Consider the following 14,565-nt stretch of genomic DNA (forward strand, 5'->3'; position numbering starts at 1 on the left):
TGCCGTCCTACCGTGTTCGCCTCGGTATCTCGCTTTTGGTACTAAAACCACACTGAGATCCTGACGTGCGTCAGGATGACGGCATAAAAAAGGCCAGAACCCCATCCCTTGGTCTTTGCGAGGAGTGTAACGACGCGGCAATCCATGGTTGGGACCTTGTGAAAACTTGCAGAATGGATTGCCGCGCTGCGCTCGCAAAGACAGCATAAGGCATAACACACCAGTTTCTTGGCCGTCATATCGGACCAGATCCGGTATCTCGCACTTGGTACTAAAGCCAAAGCGAGATCCTGACGTGCGTCAAGATGACGGCATAAAAAAGGCCAAAACCCCATCCCTTGGTCTTTGCGAGGAGTGTAACGACGCGGCAATCCATGGTTTGGCTCTGAGCAAGCTTGCAGAATAGATTGCCGCGCTGCGCTCGCAAAGACGGCATAAGGGCATAACACACCAGTTTCTTGGCCGTCATACCGGGCGAGATCCGGTATCTCGCACTTGGTACTAAAACCACACCGAGATCCTGACGTGCGTCAGGATGACGGCATAAACACCGCCTTTGCGTGTGAGGCGCTATGGTTGTTCTTACGGTCTCACAAACAAAAATACCGCTCTTTATGGGAGCGGTGTTTTTGTTTGGCTTCATTCAACATTAAGCATTTAAAATTAAATATTCCCGCTAGCGGGTGTTTAAACCTTAAATCCGACACCTTTGTTGATGCCTTTGGTGTGACCTTTTTGGTCATAGGTCATACTTTGCCGTTCGTGCAGACGGCTTAAAATATTACCAAGTTGGCGAACACCGTTGAGCGATTGCTCGAGTAATTGCTCGGCGACTTGGCTTTGCTCTTGGCATTGCTCTACTAACTGGCGCAGGCTATTAACTTGAGGCAGATAATCACTGCTTAAGCGCTCGCGCTCCGGATGATTGGCAAGCTCGGCATCTGTGCTTTGAATTTGCGTCAGCAAAGTCTGTTTTTGCTCCGCTAATGGCGGCAGCTCCAGCGCTTTGCGATGCACGATCAACTCAAGCTCCTGTTGGGTAATGTCTAATAACAGCTCGAGTTGGGATTTTTGTTGAACTAGCAGCGCAGCAAGCGACATATTAGAGGCCTTCTAAGTCTTGCTCAAAACGTGAAATATTGGCCGCCAGTCGGTCACTGTCAACTTGGTAGCTGCCTTCGTTGATGGCTTTTTTCAGCGCCTCTAAGCGGGCGCTATTATCCGGTGCCGGCGTGTTAGACAGCGAGTGCTGCACCTGACTCAAGCGCTGTGCCTGCGGCGTTAGCGTGACGGAGTCTTGCTTAGGCGCCACCGTATTAGGCGTGTTGCTTGGCGCGGCATCTGTGGCCACGCTTTGCTTATATTTATTGTTGGTCAGCGGCGTGTTAGTGCTGATCCCTACGGGTAATTTATCGATAGCCATGATGTTAATGTCCTGTTCTGCTGCTGCGTACAAGGGGTATCGGCTTGTTGCCAAATAACTTTAGCAGAATTTATAAAGCAGAATTTACAACTTAACCTGCACCTGACCGGCGGCCACAATTTGTGCGCTAATTTCTCGGCCCGAGTTAACGTTGCTGATGCGAATGGTGTCATTAAAAGAGCCATCTTCTTTGGCCAAACCATCGGTTTTTAAGCTGAGCCCGCCGGTTTGCGCCAAAATACTGACTCTGTCGCCCTTGCATACCACGCATAATTGACTGCTTAAAATCGGTTGTCCGGCGCGCAAGTCTCGTTTGCTGCGTGAGCCAATAAGCTCACTCGGGTTGCTAAAAACCCCGCCGCGCAATAGTACTTCATCTTGATAATCCACGCTCAAATGCTGCGCTTGCAGCAAGGTATTACGTGTTATCGGGTCGCTGGCCGTTACTACTGGCTTAAGCACTTTTACCCGTACCGGCACAAAAATTTCCCAGCTGGGAGTTTCATGACACTGCAAAAATACGTGCGTATTGCGCTTCACATCACCGGCACCGCGTATGTCGGCGGTAAGTTGGCCTAAGCATTCGGTCAATGCTATGCGGGTATCTATGCTGGCGGCAGTCACTTCTAGTTTATCGTCCGGCTGCAAAGGTACTAAATCTCGCACATAGTCTTCGGCGTAGCGGCGAATTTCATCATGCACATTACTGGCCCCCAGCGTTTGCGCCTGTAGTGGGCCCATATTGGCTGAGAGCAAGAATAGGATAAAGACGGGCAAGCTTGATAATTTGCTCAAACTGCGCAAGGCTGCGCTTAAGGGTAAAAAATTTCTGTTAAGCATTCTTTCCTCTTGGCCGATATAAAAGCAGTGGCTCATATCACGTAGCTGCTGAGCGCTGTTGGCGTCGGCCATTAGCGGATGCTAAGCTAACGCCCGGTTCGCATAAATCAGCGCTATCAATACGCACTACCTATAAGCATACTTATCGTATAATGCATAAAACATGCCATGGACGGACAAGCATACCACGGCCTTAATGGAGAAACTGTATGGCGGGCGTACTCGACTCGGTAAACCAAAGAACACAACTGGTGGGTCAGAACAGGTTGGAATTATTACTGTTTAGGCTTAACGGGCGTCAACGATTTGGCATTAACGTGTTCAAGGTCAAAGAGGTGTTGCAGTGCCCTAAGCTGACGGTATTGCCGCAGCGTAATGCCATGATCAAAGGCGTGGCCAATATTCGCGGTAAAACCATCTCTATTATTGATATCAGTAAAGCCATGGGCGGTCGCCCGGTTGAGCAGACTGAGAACAGCTTTGTGATTATCTCTGAATATAATCGTTCGGTGCAGGGCTTTTTAGTGGGCTCGGTAGACCGAATTGTGAATATGAACTGGGAAGCTATTTTACCGCCGCCTAAAGGAACGGGTCGCTCTAATTATATGACCGCCGTTACCGAAATTGACGGTGAGCTGGTAGAAATATTGGATGTCGAAAAAATTCTCGATGAGATTGCACCGCGCAACGTAATCGTGAAACAAGAGTTAGTGGATGAGGTTTCTCATTTAATGACAGCCGAGCAAAAGCCGATTTTAATTGCCGATGATTCTTCGGTTGCCCGTCGTCAAATTCAAAAAACCATGGAAACACTGGGCCTTGAATGCATTGTAGTGGAAAACGGCAAGCTGGCGCTCAATAAACTGCGTGAATTAGCCGCCAATGGTCCGATTCTTGAACAGCTGTCTATGGTTATTTCTGACGTAGAAATGCCAGAAATGGATGGTTATACCTTAACGTCTGAAATTCGTAGTAATCCAGCCCTCAAAGATCTGCATGTTATTTTACATACCTCATTAAGTGGCGTATTTAACAAAGCATTAATTGAAAAAGTCGGCGCCGATAATTTTATCGCTAAATTCCATCCCGACGAGCTGGCATCAGCCGTGAAGGCTGCACTCTAAACTGCTGTAAAGGACACAGATGAAAAATCTGACCGAAGAACAATACCGCGCTTTTTGTCATTTTCTAGAAACTAGCACCGGCATAGTGCTGGGAGATAACAAGCAGTATTTGGTTAAAAGTCGCTTGTCACCTTTGCTGGCGCGTTTTCAAATAGAGTCGTTAGATGAGCTAATTGTAAAATCCATGAGCTTGCGTGAGCGAGAGCTGAAAACCGCGGTGATCGATGCCATGACCACCAATGAAACCTTATGGTTTCGTGACAGTTATCCCTTTACCTTGCTTACCGAAAAGCTGTTTCCTGAGTTGGCAAAGCCTGGCAAAACATTAAAAGTATGGTCGGCGGCCAGCTCCTCGGGCCAAGAGCCGTACTCCATTGCCATGACCGCATTAGAGTATCAAGCTCGCAAACCAGGCGGTTTGCCGGGGCTACAAATAGTGGCCACGGATATTTCTACCAGCATGTTGGAGCAATGCAAGAGTGGCATTTACGACAGCTTATCGCTGGCGCGCGGTTTATCCCCTGAGCGCCGGAGCCACTTTTTTACCCCGTTAACCGAAGGCAAGATGCAGCTGCAACAGAAGGTAAGAAGCATGGTCAACTTTCGACCGTTCAACTTGCTAGACAGCTACAGTTTGCTGGGTAAATTTGACATTATTTTTTGCCGCAACGTATTAATTTATTTTTCACCGGCCAATAAAACTAAGATCCTGAATCAATTTGCCCAATCGTTAAATCCCGGTGGCTATCTGCTACTCGGCGCCTCTGAGTCACTCACCGGCTTATCAGATAAGTTTGAAATGATCCGCTGCAACCCCGGCATCATCTACCGCATCAAATAATTTAAGGCCCGCAAGGGCCTTTTTTATTGGGTCTTACGCCTCACGCCTTCATTTCTGCCGTCATCCTGACGCACGTCAGGATCTCGCTTTAGTTTTAAGAGCAAAGAGCGAGATACCGAAGCAAGTTCGGTATGACGGCAAAGTGCGGTGTGTTGTTTTAGCCGTCTTCCTGATGCACATCAGGATCTCGGTTTTTGTTTTAAACATAAGAGCGAGATACCGAGGCAAGTTCGGTATGACGGCAAAGTGCGTCGGTTTTGTAGGCTGCCATTATTTATATCAAGAGTATTCGGCAGTCCCGCCTCAGCGGGATTTAAAACCATCCTGCTTCGCAGGGCCGGCGAAGTCCTCTTTACCAAAGAGACGGCCGGCTACAGGTATCAGTCTTTCGTAGGTGGCAATTTATTCGCCACGGTTTTGCTGTTGATCTTTTGTAGGCTGCCATTGTTTCTATAAAGAGTATTCGGCAGTCCCGTCTCAGCGGGATTTCAAACCCATCCAGCTACGCTGGCCCCGCGAACAAGTTGCGGGCTACAAGAGATTGTCTTTGCAGGCGAACACTTGTTCTCGCATTACGCCTTAGGCGTAAGTCTTTAAACCCTCCAGCTGCGCTGGCCGGCGAAACTCTTTGTTCTAATGCCGTCATCCTGATGCACATCAGAATCTTGGTTTTGGTTTTAAACATAAGAGCGAGATACCGAAGCAAGTTCGGTATGACGGTAAAGTGCGGTGTGTTGTTTTAGCCGTCATCCTGATGCACATCAGAATCTTGGTTTTGGTTTTAAACATAAGAGCGAGATACCGAAGCAAGTTTGGTATGACAGCCAAGAAACTGGTGTGTTACGCCTTTATGCTGTCATCCTATGCTTTCCCTGTTGGTTATAGACGTATAATCCAACAACCAAAAGAGAGGGGCTGAGGCTTTATTTGTCTTTAGTCTTTGAAGACTGTTCGCAATGATAGCCGCCCTCTCTTGTTTAAGTAAATTTCGAACAGTTCATTGAGGCTAAGACCTCGTATTTAGGATTGCTGAAACTGCTTAAGCACCGGTATGTGCAACAGGAGAAACAAGAATGAAAGTGGTTGTAGGTATAGATGTTAGCAAAGACTGGTTTGATATTGCCTGGAAAGAAAATGACCGCATTAAAACTCAGCGCTTTGACTCCACTGCTAGTGGAATAAATCAGCTTATGAAGGCCACGCCAGCAGACGCAATTTACGTGATGGAAGCCACGGGCGTTTATCATGCTCGCTTAGCTGTCACGCTCTTTGAAACCGAGCGTAACGTGGCGGTGATAAACCCGTTAGTAATTAAGCGCTATGGGCAAATGAGGCTGTCTCGCGTTAAAACAGACACCGCTGATGCAAGCTTGATTTTGAGCTACGGCGAAAGCGTGGAGTTTATGCTCTGGAAGCCTGAGCCTCACCACATACAAGAGCTGAAAGTCGCTCAAGGCTGGCTAGACGACCTCACTGAAGACATGACACGCTTGTCTAATCGTGGGCATGCACAGAGCTACTTAGTGGTCAGAAGTGCAATGGTAGACAGGCAGTTTTTAAGGCGCAAAGAGCAACTTAAACAGGACATTACAGAGTGCGAAGCGCACTTGGAAAAACAAGTAAAAAAGCATTTTGCTGAGTTGTATAAGCTACTCAACAGTATTCCCTCAATCGGTAGTAAAACAGCGACTCAGTTGATTATATCTACGGGTGGATTTACTAAGTTTATTAGTATTAAACAGCTCAGCGCTTATGTAGGCGTAAGCCCCACGACTTACGAATCTGGCAGCTCTGTTAGAGGGCGAGGTGGCATCGCCAAAATGGGGCAAGGCCGGCTACGTCAACTGCTGTATCTATGCAGCTGGACAGCAAGAAAATGCAATCCATCCTGCGTGGCTTTGTATGAACGACTTCAAGCATTAGGCAAGCCAGCTAAAGTCATTAGCATCGCCATCGCACATAAACTGCTTAGACAAGCATTTGCAGTGGCAACTAAAAAAACAGCCTATTCACCAGAATTTGCTTGAAAAAAAGCACAGTTCATTGCGAGCGCAGCGCGGCAATCCATTCTGCACGCCTGCACAAGAGTCCCAACCATGGATTGCCGCGTCGTTGCACTCCTCGCAAGGACCAAGGGATAGGGCTCTGGCCTTTTTTATGCCGTCTTCCTGATGAAATTCAGGATCTCGGTTTAGATGGGGAGTTTTTCTGCGAAAAACCAGCCGGCTAAAGCGGCTTCTACAAGAGCTGGTATTATCGTTTTAGTTAAGCTCACCACTCACCATTAACCATTGCTCTATAGCTGGCATGAGTCTTGCTTGTATATAGGTGAGAGTCTAGGTGTAAGTTGAACCTAGGGTAAGCACACTGCTTAATAACCCAGAACAACACATAATTTAAGCCGCGGGTGGCAAGAGTTTGCCGCCTACTGGCAACAACGTAACGTAAGACAAGAGGTGCAGGGTGGCAATTTCATTCGATAAAGCCTTTGGTATACATCAACACGCCCTAACGGCCCGCTCAAGTCGCGCTGAAGTGCTGGCCAGTAACTTGGCCAACGCAGATACGCCTGGTTATAAAGCCAAAGACATGGATTTTCAGGCGGCGCTGAATCAGGCACAAAATAACCAAGGCTTTTCGCTGAGTCGTACTAATCAACAGCACTTCGCCGTTGAGATAGCGCCGCCCGGCATGGTGCAGTTTCGCGTGCCTAACCAGCCAGACACCGGCGATGGCAACACGGTCGATGTACAAACCGAGCGTAATAACTACATGGAAAACGCCTTGCAGTATCAAGCCTCGCTCGAGTTTTTAAACGGCAAAATAAGCGGCCTGTTAAAAGCCATTAAAGGAGAATCAATGTGAGCCTATTTAAGGTATTTGATATTTCCGGCAGCGCCATGAGCGCGCAGTCGGTGCGCCTTAATACCACCGCCAGTAACTTGGCGAACGCAGACAGCGTAAGCTCCAGCGTGGGTGAAACTTACCGCGCGCGCAAACCGGTATTTGCCGCCGATCTCAACCAGGCCCTGTCTGATCGTCAAGAAAGCGTCGGCGTTAAAGTGATGGGCATAGTCGAAACCGACAAGCCGTTACTCAAAGAATTTCACCCAGATCACCCCATGGCAGACGCAGAAGGCTTTATCTATAAGCCCAACGTCAACGTAGTTGAAGAAATGACCGACATGCTAAGTGCTTCTCGTAACTACCAAACTAACGTGCAGGTAGCAGACGCCGCCAAGCAAATGTTGCAGCAAACGCTGCGCCTCGGTAAGGGGTAATAACTGATGCAAGTTAACCAAGACTATTTAACCGGCCTAAAATGGCCCGGCGAGCAAAGCCCCGCCGATAAAGCAGAACAAAATAATAACGCTAAGTTAGAACAAGAAGACTTTTTCTCTTTGCTGACTCAACAGCTTGCTTATCAAGATCCATTTAAACCGGCAGATAACGCACAAATGGTGTCACAAATGACGTCTTTTGCTACCTCTGAAGGCATTAACCAAATGAGCGCACAGCTTATGGGTTTGAATGAGGTCATGACTTCTAATCAGGCATTACAGGCTTCCAGCTTAGTAGGGCAAGATGTTTTGCTGCCGACTGATCTCGCACACTGGGATCAAACTGACACTGTAAATGGTGTTATTGCTGCAGGCGAGGGCGCACAAAATATTAAAGTGCGGGTAGAAGATGAAAAAGGTCAACTCATTAGAGAAATTACCTTAGACGGCCCTCAGCGTGGCAACGTACCTTTTAGTTGGGATGGTTTAAATGAGCAAGGTGAGCCGGCGCCGGTGGGCAAGTATAAGTTTAAAGTTAATGCCTTAATGGGCGATCAGCGAGAAGATTTAAATGCCTTAATGTTTGCGCGCGTTAACAGCGTTACGCTGGGCAGTGGAGAAAATCCCACCTTAGTAAATCTTTCTGGGCTTGGGGGCTTACCTTTAAGTCAGGTACTGGAAATTTCTGGCCGTAAACCGGCGTAAGGAGAACAATAATGTCTTTTAATATTGCCCTGAGCGGTGTAAATGCGGCCCAGAAAGATCTTGATGTTACAGCTAACAACATCGCCAACGTAAATACCATTGGCTTTAAAGAATCACGCGCTGAGTTTGCTGATGTTTATTCCAATTCCATTTTCGCCAACTCTAAAACGCAAGTGGGTAACGGTGTGCAAACGGCAGCGGTAGCACAGCAGTTTCATCAAGGTAGCCGTTTAACCACTAACAATGCGCTAGATATGGCGATTAACGGTAATGGTTTTTTTGTGATGTCTAATGAAACCGGTTCACTAGACAGAACTTTTACTAGAGCGGGTGCTTTTAGGCTGAATGATCAAGGATTTGTGGTTAACTCTCAAGGTAGCTATTTACAAAAATTTGATGTTAACGAAGACGGAACACCCATCTCACTGTCTTTGAATGCCAGTAAGCCATTGCAAATACCTGAGCGTGCAGGGATACCTAAAAAAACTGAAGCGACTCGTGGCGAAATGAATCTGCCGTCAAAAGCTGCTGCACTTGATCCTGACAATTTTGATCCAGCTAAAAATGAAACCTATAGCTCATCGACGTCAGTGACTATTTATGACTCATTAGGTGAACCGCACACTTTGACTAAATATTTTGTTAAAGATGTGAACTCAACCAGTAATGAGTGGAAGATGTTTGCTTATGTCGATGGTGAAGATGCTTTAGGAACAGAGCTTTCTGACCCACTAGATCCCGCATCTCCTTTAGTCGCACGAACATTAAATATTACTTTTGATGAAAATGGTTTGATCCAGACTCCAAAGCCAACAGAAATTATGTCTGATGCTTTAGCTTTTAATAATGGCTCTGATCAAACACAACAGATTACTATTGGTTTTGATAGCATTACCCAGTTTGCTTCTCCGTTTGAAGTTAGTCGTTTATCACAAGATGGCGCAACTGTGGGCCGCTTAACGAAAGTAGATGTAGGGCCAGACGGCAACGTGGTCGCGACCTACAGCAATGGCACCAATGAAAAGTTAGGTATTATTGCGCTGGCGCGTTTCCCTAACGATCAAGGTCTAACGCAAATAGGCGATACTCAGTGGCGGCAGTCGTTATTATCTGGCGAAGCGGTAGTAGGGCAGCCAAATACCGGAACCTTGGGTAAAATTGATGCTTCTAAACTAGAGCAATCAAATACTAACCTAACGACTGAATTGGTTGATTTAATTACCGCCCAGCGTAATTTTCAGGCTAACTCACGCGCATTAGAAGTAAACAGCACACTAATGCAAACCGTGCTGCAGATACGCTAATTCATACCGTGAGGGGTGAAGCGTAAAGAGTGAGGGGTAGCCCAAATCAAGCGCCAACCTAAAAAACACCGCCGAAAAAGGCGGTGTTTTTGTTTGTGGGGTTCGGTGTTTATGCCGTCTTCCTGATGAAAATCAGGGTCTCGCTTTGGCTTTAGTACTAAGTGCGAGATACCGTGGCGAGCACGGTATGACAGCCAAGAAACTGGTGTGTTGCGCCTTTATGCCGTCTTTGCGAGCGCAGCGCGGCAATCCATTCTGCACACCTGCACAGGGTTCCAACCATGGATTGCCGCGTCGTTACACTCCTCGCAAGGACCAAGGGATGGGGTTCTGGCCTTTTTTATGCCGTCATCCTGATGACCATCAGGATCTCGCTTTTGGGTTTTAGTACTAAGAGCGAGATACCGTGGCGAGCACGGTATGACGGCAGTAGGGTAGATACCGAGGCGCGCCCGGCAAAACTGCATAGTTAGAAGAGCCAACCAAAAGCGGTGTTTATCTTTAGCTAGGCGCTTGGTGCTTGGCGCCGGGCGCTGTGTTGTGGCACTAATCTTGCATTGTATTTAATCAATAGTTTAGTTAATTAGCGGTCAGTGGCAGAGACTCTGCGGCTTATCAGCATTAATCAGTACTTATTCGGCAAGCGCCGGCGGAGCTGAAATGGACAAATTGCTTTATATCGCCATGTCTGGCGCCAAAGAAAACATGCACAGCGTGGCCGTACGCTCTAATAACCTCGCCAACGCTAATACCACCGGCTTTAAAGCCGACATGGAGCAAGCGCGCGCCATGCAAGCCTTTGGCGAGGGCATGCCCACCCGCGTGTTTGCCATGACGGAGCGGCCGGGGCAAAACTTTGCCACCGGACCCATACAAACCACCGGTCGAGATCTTGACGTTGCCGTAGCCGGTGACGGCTGGCTGGCGGTAGAATCTAAAGATGGCGGTGAAGCCTATACCCGCTTTGGTAGCTTGCAAGTTACGCCAGATGGCCGCTTGCAAACCAGTAATGGCTTAAACGTATTAGACGATAACGGCGGGCCGATCTTTTTACCGCTGCCGTTAGAAAAAATGGAAATTAACAAAGACGGCACCATCTTCGCCCGCTTAGAAGGCGAGCCCGCTAACGGCGGTGCTGAGCTGCAGCGTATTAAAACCGTACTGCCCAACAATGCGGATCTGGAAAAAGGCCAAGATGGCCTGTTTCGTCGTAAAGACGGCCAAGCTGAAGCCGCCTCAGCGCAAGTACAACTGATTGCTGGCGCACTGGAGGGCAGTAACGTGAATCCGGTAGCCGAAATGACCCATTTGATCGATCTGCAGCGCCGCTTTGAGACCCAATTAAAAATGATGAGTCACGCAGAAGAAAACGATAAAGCCCATGCTCAGCTGCTGCGCATCTAAAGGAGAGAGTAATGAACCCTGCATTATGGATTAGTAAAACCGGCTTAGACGCTCAGCAGACCAATATCTCGGTCACCTCCAATAACTTGGCGAACGCCAGCACCATTGGCTTTAAAAAAGGCCGCGCGATTTTTGAAGACTTGCTCTATCAAAATGTGCACCAGCCCGGTGGCCGTGCTACGGCAGACACCAACTTGCCCTCCGGCCTAATGTTAGGTGCCGGTAGTAAGGTGGTAGCCACCCAAAAAACCTTTACTCAAGGCAGCGTGCAAACCACAGATAACGCGTTGGATGTGATGATTGACGGCCGCGGTTTTTTTGAAGTGCTACTGCCCGATGGCACCACTGGCTATACCCGTAATGGTCAATTTGCCTTGAACGAAGAGGGCGTAATTGTGACGCCGGGTAATGGTTACCCATTGCAGCCGGAAATGCAGATCCCCGATAACGCACAAAGCATTAGCGTAGGTACCAATGGTGAAGTGTCGGTACAAATCGCCGGCCAAGCTGAGTCGCAAATTATCGGTCAGTTTATTATTACCGACTTTGCCAACCCCGCAGGCTTACAGCCTAAAGGCGAAAACTTGTATTTAGAGACTCAGTCTAGTGGCGCTGCTATGCAAGGTATTGCCGGTGCTGACGGTTACGGCACCATTAAGCAAGGCATGTTAGAAACCTCTAACGTAAACGTGACTGAAGAGTTGGTGAACTTGATCCAAGCTCAGCGGGTGTATGAGATGAACTCCAAGGTTATCTCGTCGGTCGATGAAATGATGGCTTACGTTAATCAGCAGCTGTAATTGAATTAAAGCAGGTAGAGTAGATGCGCAAACTAATGATGGCCATAAGTGTGGTGGTGATAGGGGGCTTAAGTTTAGTAGGCTGTGCCAGTACGCCTTATACCCCTAAACCCGACGATCCGGAATTTGCGCCTGTTATTCCTAGCTTGAGCGAACAGCAATTAGAGCCTAACGGCTCGATTTTTCAGGATAACTACGCCAACAGCCTGTATTCCGACATTAAAGCGCACCGCGTTGGCGATATTATTACCGTGGAATTAGCCGAGTCGACTCGTGCGCAAAAGCGCGCCACCACTCAGCAAGCGAAAGACTCAAGCGTTAATATTGCCGCGCCTAATATTGGTGGCTCACCGATTTCGGTTGGCGGTTATCCGCTCAGTGCGTCTATGTCGAGCGGCAATGAGTTTGACGGCCAAGCTAACACTAACCAAAGCAACAGCTTACAAGGCAGCATTACCGTGAGCGTGTCTCAAGTGTTAGCCAACGGTAATTTAATGGTGCAGGGCGAAAAGTGGCTCATGCTCAATACCGGCGAAGAATACGTGCGCATTAGCGGCATGATCCGCCCCCAAGACATTGGCGCCGACAACCGCGTAGAGTCTAACCGCGTAGCTAACGCCCGCATTTACTACGGCGGCACCGGCGACTTTGCCAACACCCAAACCCGCGGCTGGCTATCCACCTTCTTCAACAGCCCATGGATGCCTTTTTAACAGCGCGTGAGGTGTAAGGCGTGAAGGGTAAAGGGTTAAAGAAAATGCCAAGCTAAATAGCCGTCATCCTGACGCACGTCAGGATCTCGTTTTAGGTGTTTGGTAACTGGCCCTGTTGTAGGTGGCAATTTATTCGCCACGGTTTTGATTTAAACAGCCAGCTGCGCTGGCCCGCCGAATAAATTGGCGGCTACGGGGTACGGTGATTTTTGTAGGTATTGTCACTTGTAGGTGGCCGTCTCTTAGGTAAAGAGAACTTCGCCACGGTTTAGTTTGGGTTTTGGTTTTAGATATTTAAAGCCAGCTGCGCTGGCCCGCCGAAACTCTCTGTATAAAAACAAGTGGCGGCTACGGGGTACGGTGATTTTTGTAGGTATTGTCATTTGTAGGTGGCCGTCTCTTAGGTAAAGAGACGGCCGGCTACAGGTTATATTTTGTTTTAGCCGTCTTCCTGACGCACGTCAGGATCTCGTTTTAGATATTTGGTGGTTGGCTCTGTGGTAGGTAAAAAGTATTCGCCACGATTTGAACTTGGTTTTAGAAATTTGACGGTGAGGAGAGAGGCGTAAGGGGTAAAACACCTCACGCCTCACCATTCACCCCTCACTGAACGTCAGGAGAAATACATGAAGCAGCTCACCGGATTATTACTGAGCTTAACCTTATTAGCGGGGGCGGTAATGCCTGTGCAGGCGGCGCGTATTAAAGATATTAGCTCGGTGGCCGGCGTGCGAGCCAACCAATTGGTGGGTTATGGCTTGGTGGTGGGCTTGCCCGGTACAGGCGAGCGTAACAACGCCTTTGCCGCGCAAACCTTTAGAACCATGCTCAATAACTTTGGCATTACAGTGCCAGAAAATATGCGCCCTAAAATGAATGACGTAGCACCGGTAGCGGTGCACGCCGAGCTGCCCGCCTTCGCCAAGCCCGGCCAAACCATCGACATTACTGTATCGGCGATTGGTGAGGCCAAAAGCCTGCGTGGCGGCACCTTGCTGCAAACCTTCTTAAAAGGCGTGGACGGGCGCGTATATGCGCTGGCGCAAGGCAGCTTAATAGTCGGCGGCTTGGGTGCTGAGGGCGCCGATGGTTCGTCCATCATGATTAACATTCCGACCGTGGGCCGTATTCCTGCAGGTGCCATGGTAGAGCGGGAAGTGGAAAGCTCTTTTGGCCGTGGTGATACCATTACCTTTAACTTACATCGTTCAGATTTCACCACCGCTAAGCGCATGGCCGAGACCATTAACGACTTGGTGGGCCCTAATAATGCACAAGCATTAGATGCTACCTCGGTGCAGGTTTATGCCCCGCGCGACCCAAGTGAACGCGTCAGTTATTTGTCGACGCTAGAAAACTTGGTGATAGACGTGGCCGACGAGTCCGCCAAAATCATTGTTAACTCGCGCACCGGCACCATAGTGATTGGCCAAAATGTGCGGCTTAAACCCGCCGCTATTACCCACGGCGGCTTAACCATTATGATTGCTGAAAACCCTGATGTGTCGCAACCGAATGCACTGGCCGGCGGCGAAACCGTAGTCGTGCCGAACAGTACTGTTAATGTTCAACAACAAGACTCACGCATGTTTAAGCTCGACACCGGCACCACACTCGACGACTTAGTACGCGCCGTGAATCAAGTAGGCGTGGCCCCCGGAGACTTGGTGGCCATCTTAGAAGCCCTACGCCAAGCCGGCGCCATCCAAGGCGAACTGGTGATTATTTAAAAGCAGCGCCCGGCGCCCAGCATCAAGCGCCTAGCTAGGCAAAGTGCGGTGTGTTTTGTTTGTTTTAGCCGTCATCCTGACGAAGGTCAGGATCTCGCACTTATGCCGTCATCCTGATGACCATTAGGATCTGGTTTTGGGTTTTAGTGCCAAGAGCGAGATACCGTGGCGAGCACGGTATGACGGCACAAGACCAGAGCGGTGTTTGTATTTTAAGCCGTCATCCTGACGCAGGTCAGGATCTCGGTTTAGGTTTTAGTGCTAAGAGCGAGATACCGTGGCGAGCACGGTATGACGGCAGAGGACCAGAGCGGTGTTTGTGCTTTAAGCCGTCATCCTGACGCACGTCAGGATCTCGGTTTAGGTTTTAGTGCTAAGAGCGAGATACCGAGTCGAGCTC

At 48.7% G+C, this 14,565-nt stretch carries 15 protein-coding genes; 11 read left to right on the forward strand and 4 right to left on the reverse strand.

The features are described 5' to 3' along the window. Positions 1-687: 687 nt before the first annotated feature. From flgN to flgA, 3 genes are all read right to left on the reverse strand, one after another. A complete protein-coding gene (gene flgN / locus CBP31_RS12555; RefSeq protein WP_087037797.1) occupies positions 688-1,101 on the reverse strand; it encodes a flagellar protein FlgN in 414 nt (137 codons plus the stop codon). 1 nt (position 1,102) lies between these two features. Next, a complete protein-coding gene (gene flgM, locus CBP31_RS12560) occupies positions 1,103-1,423 on the reverse strand; it encodes a flagellar biosynthesis anti-sigma factor FlgM (RefSeq protein ID WP_087037799.1) in 321 nt (106 codons plus the stop codon). An 84-nt stretch (positions 1,424-1,507) separates the two neighbouring features. Further along, on the reverse strand, positions 1,508-2,263 hold the full coding sequence (flgA, locus tag CBP31_RS12565; RefSeq protein ID WP_227875031.1) for a flagellar basal body P-ring formation chaperone FlgA: 756 nt from the start codon (positions 2,261-2,263) through the stop codon (positions 1,508-1,510). 209 nt (positions 2,264-2,472) lie between these two features. Between flgA and CBP31_RS12570 the strand changes: the two genes are divergently transcribed. Next, entirely contained in the window at positions 2,473-3,387 is a 915-nt protein-coding gene (locus CBP31_RS12570; RefSeq protein ID WP_087037802.1) for a chemotaxis protein CheV, read from the forward strand. A gap of 19 nt (positions 3,388-3,406) precedes the next feature. Further along, the gene (locus CBP31_RS12575; protein ID WP_087037804.1) at positions 3,407-4,228 is read left to right on the forward strand and encodes a CheR family methyltransferase; all 822 of its coding nucleotides are present in this window, start codon (positions 3,407-3,409) and stop codon (positions 4,226-4,228) included. Positions 4,229-4,303: 75 nt separating this feature from the next. Here the strand turns inward: CBP31_RS12575 and speFL are convergent, their stop codons facing one another. Continuing rightward, positions 4,304-4,435, reverse strand: a complete 132-nt coding sequence (speFL, locus tag CBP31_RS15965) for a leader peptide SpeFL (protein ID WP_151898808.1) — start codon at positions 4,433-4,435, stop codon at positions 4,304-4,306. A gap of 866 nt (positions 4,436-5,301) precedes the next feature. On the opposite strand from speFL, the gene CBP31_RS12580 reads away from it, so the two are divergent. From CBP31_RS12580 to CBP31_RS12620, 9 genes are all read left to right on the forward strand, one after another. Next, the gene (locus tag CBP31_RS12580) at positions 5,302-6,255 is read left to right on the forward strand and encodes an IS110 family RNA-guided transposase (protein ID WP_087037806.1); all 954 of its coding nucleotides are present in this window, start codon (positions 5,302-5,304) and stop codon (positions 6,253-6,255) included. A gap of 436 nt (positions 6,256-6,691) precedes the next feature. Then, positions 6,692-7,093 (forward strand): flagellar basal body rod protein FlgB, encoded by a 402-nt coding sequence (gene flgB, locus CBP31_RS12585; RefSeq protein WP_087037810.1) that lies wholly within the window; start codon positions 6,692-6,694, stop codon positions 7,091-7,093. Then, complete coding sequence (flgC, locus tag CBP31_RS12590) at positions 7,090-7,509, forward strand: flagellar basal body rod protein FlgC (RefSeq protein WP_087037813.1); 420 nt, start codon at positions 7,090-7,092, stop codon at positions 7,507-7,509. The genes flgB and flgC overlap by 4 nt, the downstream gene beginning before the upstream one ends. Positions 7,510-7,515: 6 nt before the next feature. Continuing rightward, on the forward strand, positions 7,516-8,214 hold the full coding sequence (locus CBP31_RS12595) for a flagellar hook assembly protein FlgD (protein ID WP_087037815.1): 699 nt from the start codon (positions 7,516-7,518) through the stop codon (positions 8,212-8,214). A gap of 11 nt (positions 8,215-8,225) precedes the next feature. After that, entirely contained in the window at positions 8,226-9,518 is a 1,293-nt protein-coding gene (gene flgE / locus CBP31_RS12600; protein WP_087037817.1) for a flagellar hook protein FlgE, read from the forward strand. Between the two features lie 660 nt (positions 9,519-10,178). Next, positions 10,179-10,922: a flagellar basal-body rod protein FlgF gene (gene flgF / locus CBP31_RS12605; protein WP_087037819.1), complete on the forward strand. Its 744-nt coding sequence runs from the start codon at positions 10,179-10,181 to the stop codon at positions 10,920-10,922. 11 nt (positions 10,923-10,933) lie between these two features. Further along, positions 10,934-11,722, forward strand: coding sequence for a flagellar basal-body rod protein FlgG (gene flgG / locus CBP31_RS12610; RefSeq protein WP_087037821.1), 789 nt, complete (start codon positions 10,934-10,936; stop codon positions 11,720-11,722). A gap of 23 nt (positions 11,723-11,745) precedes the next feature. Further along, positions 11,746-12,435, forward strand: a complete 690-nt coding sequence (flgH, locus tag CBP31_RS12615; protein ID WP_169712998.1) for a flagellar basal body L-ring protein FlgH — start codon at positions 11,746-11,748, stop codon at positions 12,433-12,435. 680 nt (positions 12,436-13,115) lie between these two features. Continuing rightward, positions 13,116-14,165 (forward strand): flagellar basal body P-ring protein FlgI, encoded by a 1,050-nt coding sequence (locus CBP31_RS12620; RefSeq protein WP_265414974.1) that lies wholly within the window; start codon positions 13,116-13,118, stop codon positions 14,163-14,165. Positions 14,166-14,565 lie beyond the last annotated feature (400 nt).

This window comes from Oceanisphaera profunda, assembly GCF_002157895.1.
In the GTDB taxonomy this organism is placed as follows: domain Bacteria; phylum Pseudomonadota; class Gammaproteobacteria; order Enterobacterales; family Aeromonadaceae; genus Oceanimonas; species Oceanimonas profunda.

Coding starts and splice junctions, on each gene's coding strand:
- flgM (WP_087037799.1), bottom strand. CDS start 1,423: ATGGCTATCGATAAATTACCCGTAGGGATCAGCACTAACACGCCGCTG.
- speFL (WP_151898808.1), bottom strand. CDS start 4,435: ATGTTTAAAACAAAAACCGAGATCCTGATGTGCATCAGGAAGACGGCT.
- flgH (WP_169712998.1), top strand. CDS start 11,746: ATGCGCAAACTAATGATGGCCATAAGTGTGGTGGTGATAGGGGGCTTA.
- CBP31_RS12620 (WP_265414974.1), top strand. CDS start 13,116: ATGCCTGTGCAGGCGGCGCGTATTAAAGATATTAGCTCGGTGGCCGGC.
- flgE (WP_087037817.1), top strand. CDS start 8,226: ATGTCTTTTAATATTGCCCTGAGCGGTGTAAATGCGGCCCAGAAAGAT.
- flgF (WP_087037819.1), top strand. CDS start 10,179: ATGGACAAATTGCTTTATATCGCCATGTCTGGCGCCAAAGAAAACATG.
- flgN (WP_087037797.1), bottom strand. CDS start 1,101: ATGTCGCTTGCTGCGCTGCTAGTTCAACAAAAATCCCAACTCGAGCTG.
- CBP31_RS12595 (WP_087037815.1), top strand. CDS start 7,516: ATGCAAGTTAACCAAGACTATTTAACCGGCCTAAAATGGCCCGGCGAG.
- flgA (WP_227875031.1), bottom strand. CDS start 2,263: ATGCTTAACAGAAATTTTTTACCCTTAAGCGCAGCCTTGCGCAGTTTG.
- CBP31_RS12580 (WP_087037806.1), top strand. CDS start 5,302: ATGAAAGTGGTTGTAGGTATAGATGTTAGCAAAGACTGGTTTGATATT.
- CBP31_RS12575 (WP_087037804.1), top strand. CDS start 3,407: ATGAAAAATCTGACCGAAGAACAATACCGCGCTTTTTGTCATTTTCTA.
- flgG (WP_087037821.1), top strand. CDS start 10,934: ATGAACCCTGCATTATGGATTAGTAAAACCGGCTTAGACGCTCAGCAG.
- CBP31_RS12570 (WP_087037802.1), top strand. CDS start 2,473: ATGGCGGGCGTACTCGACTCGGTAAACCAAAGAACACAACTGGTGGGT.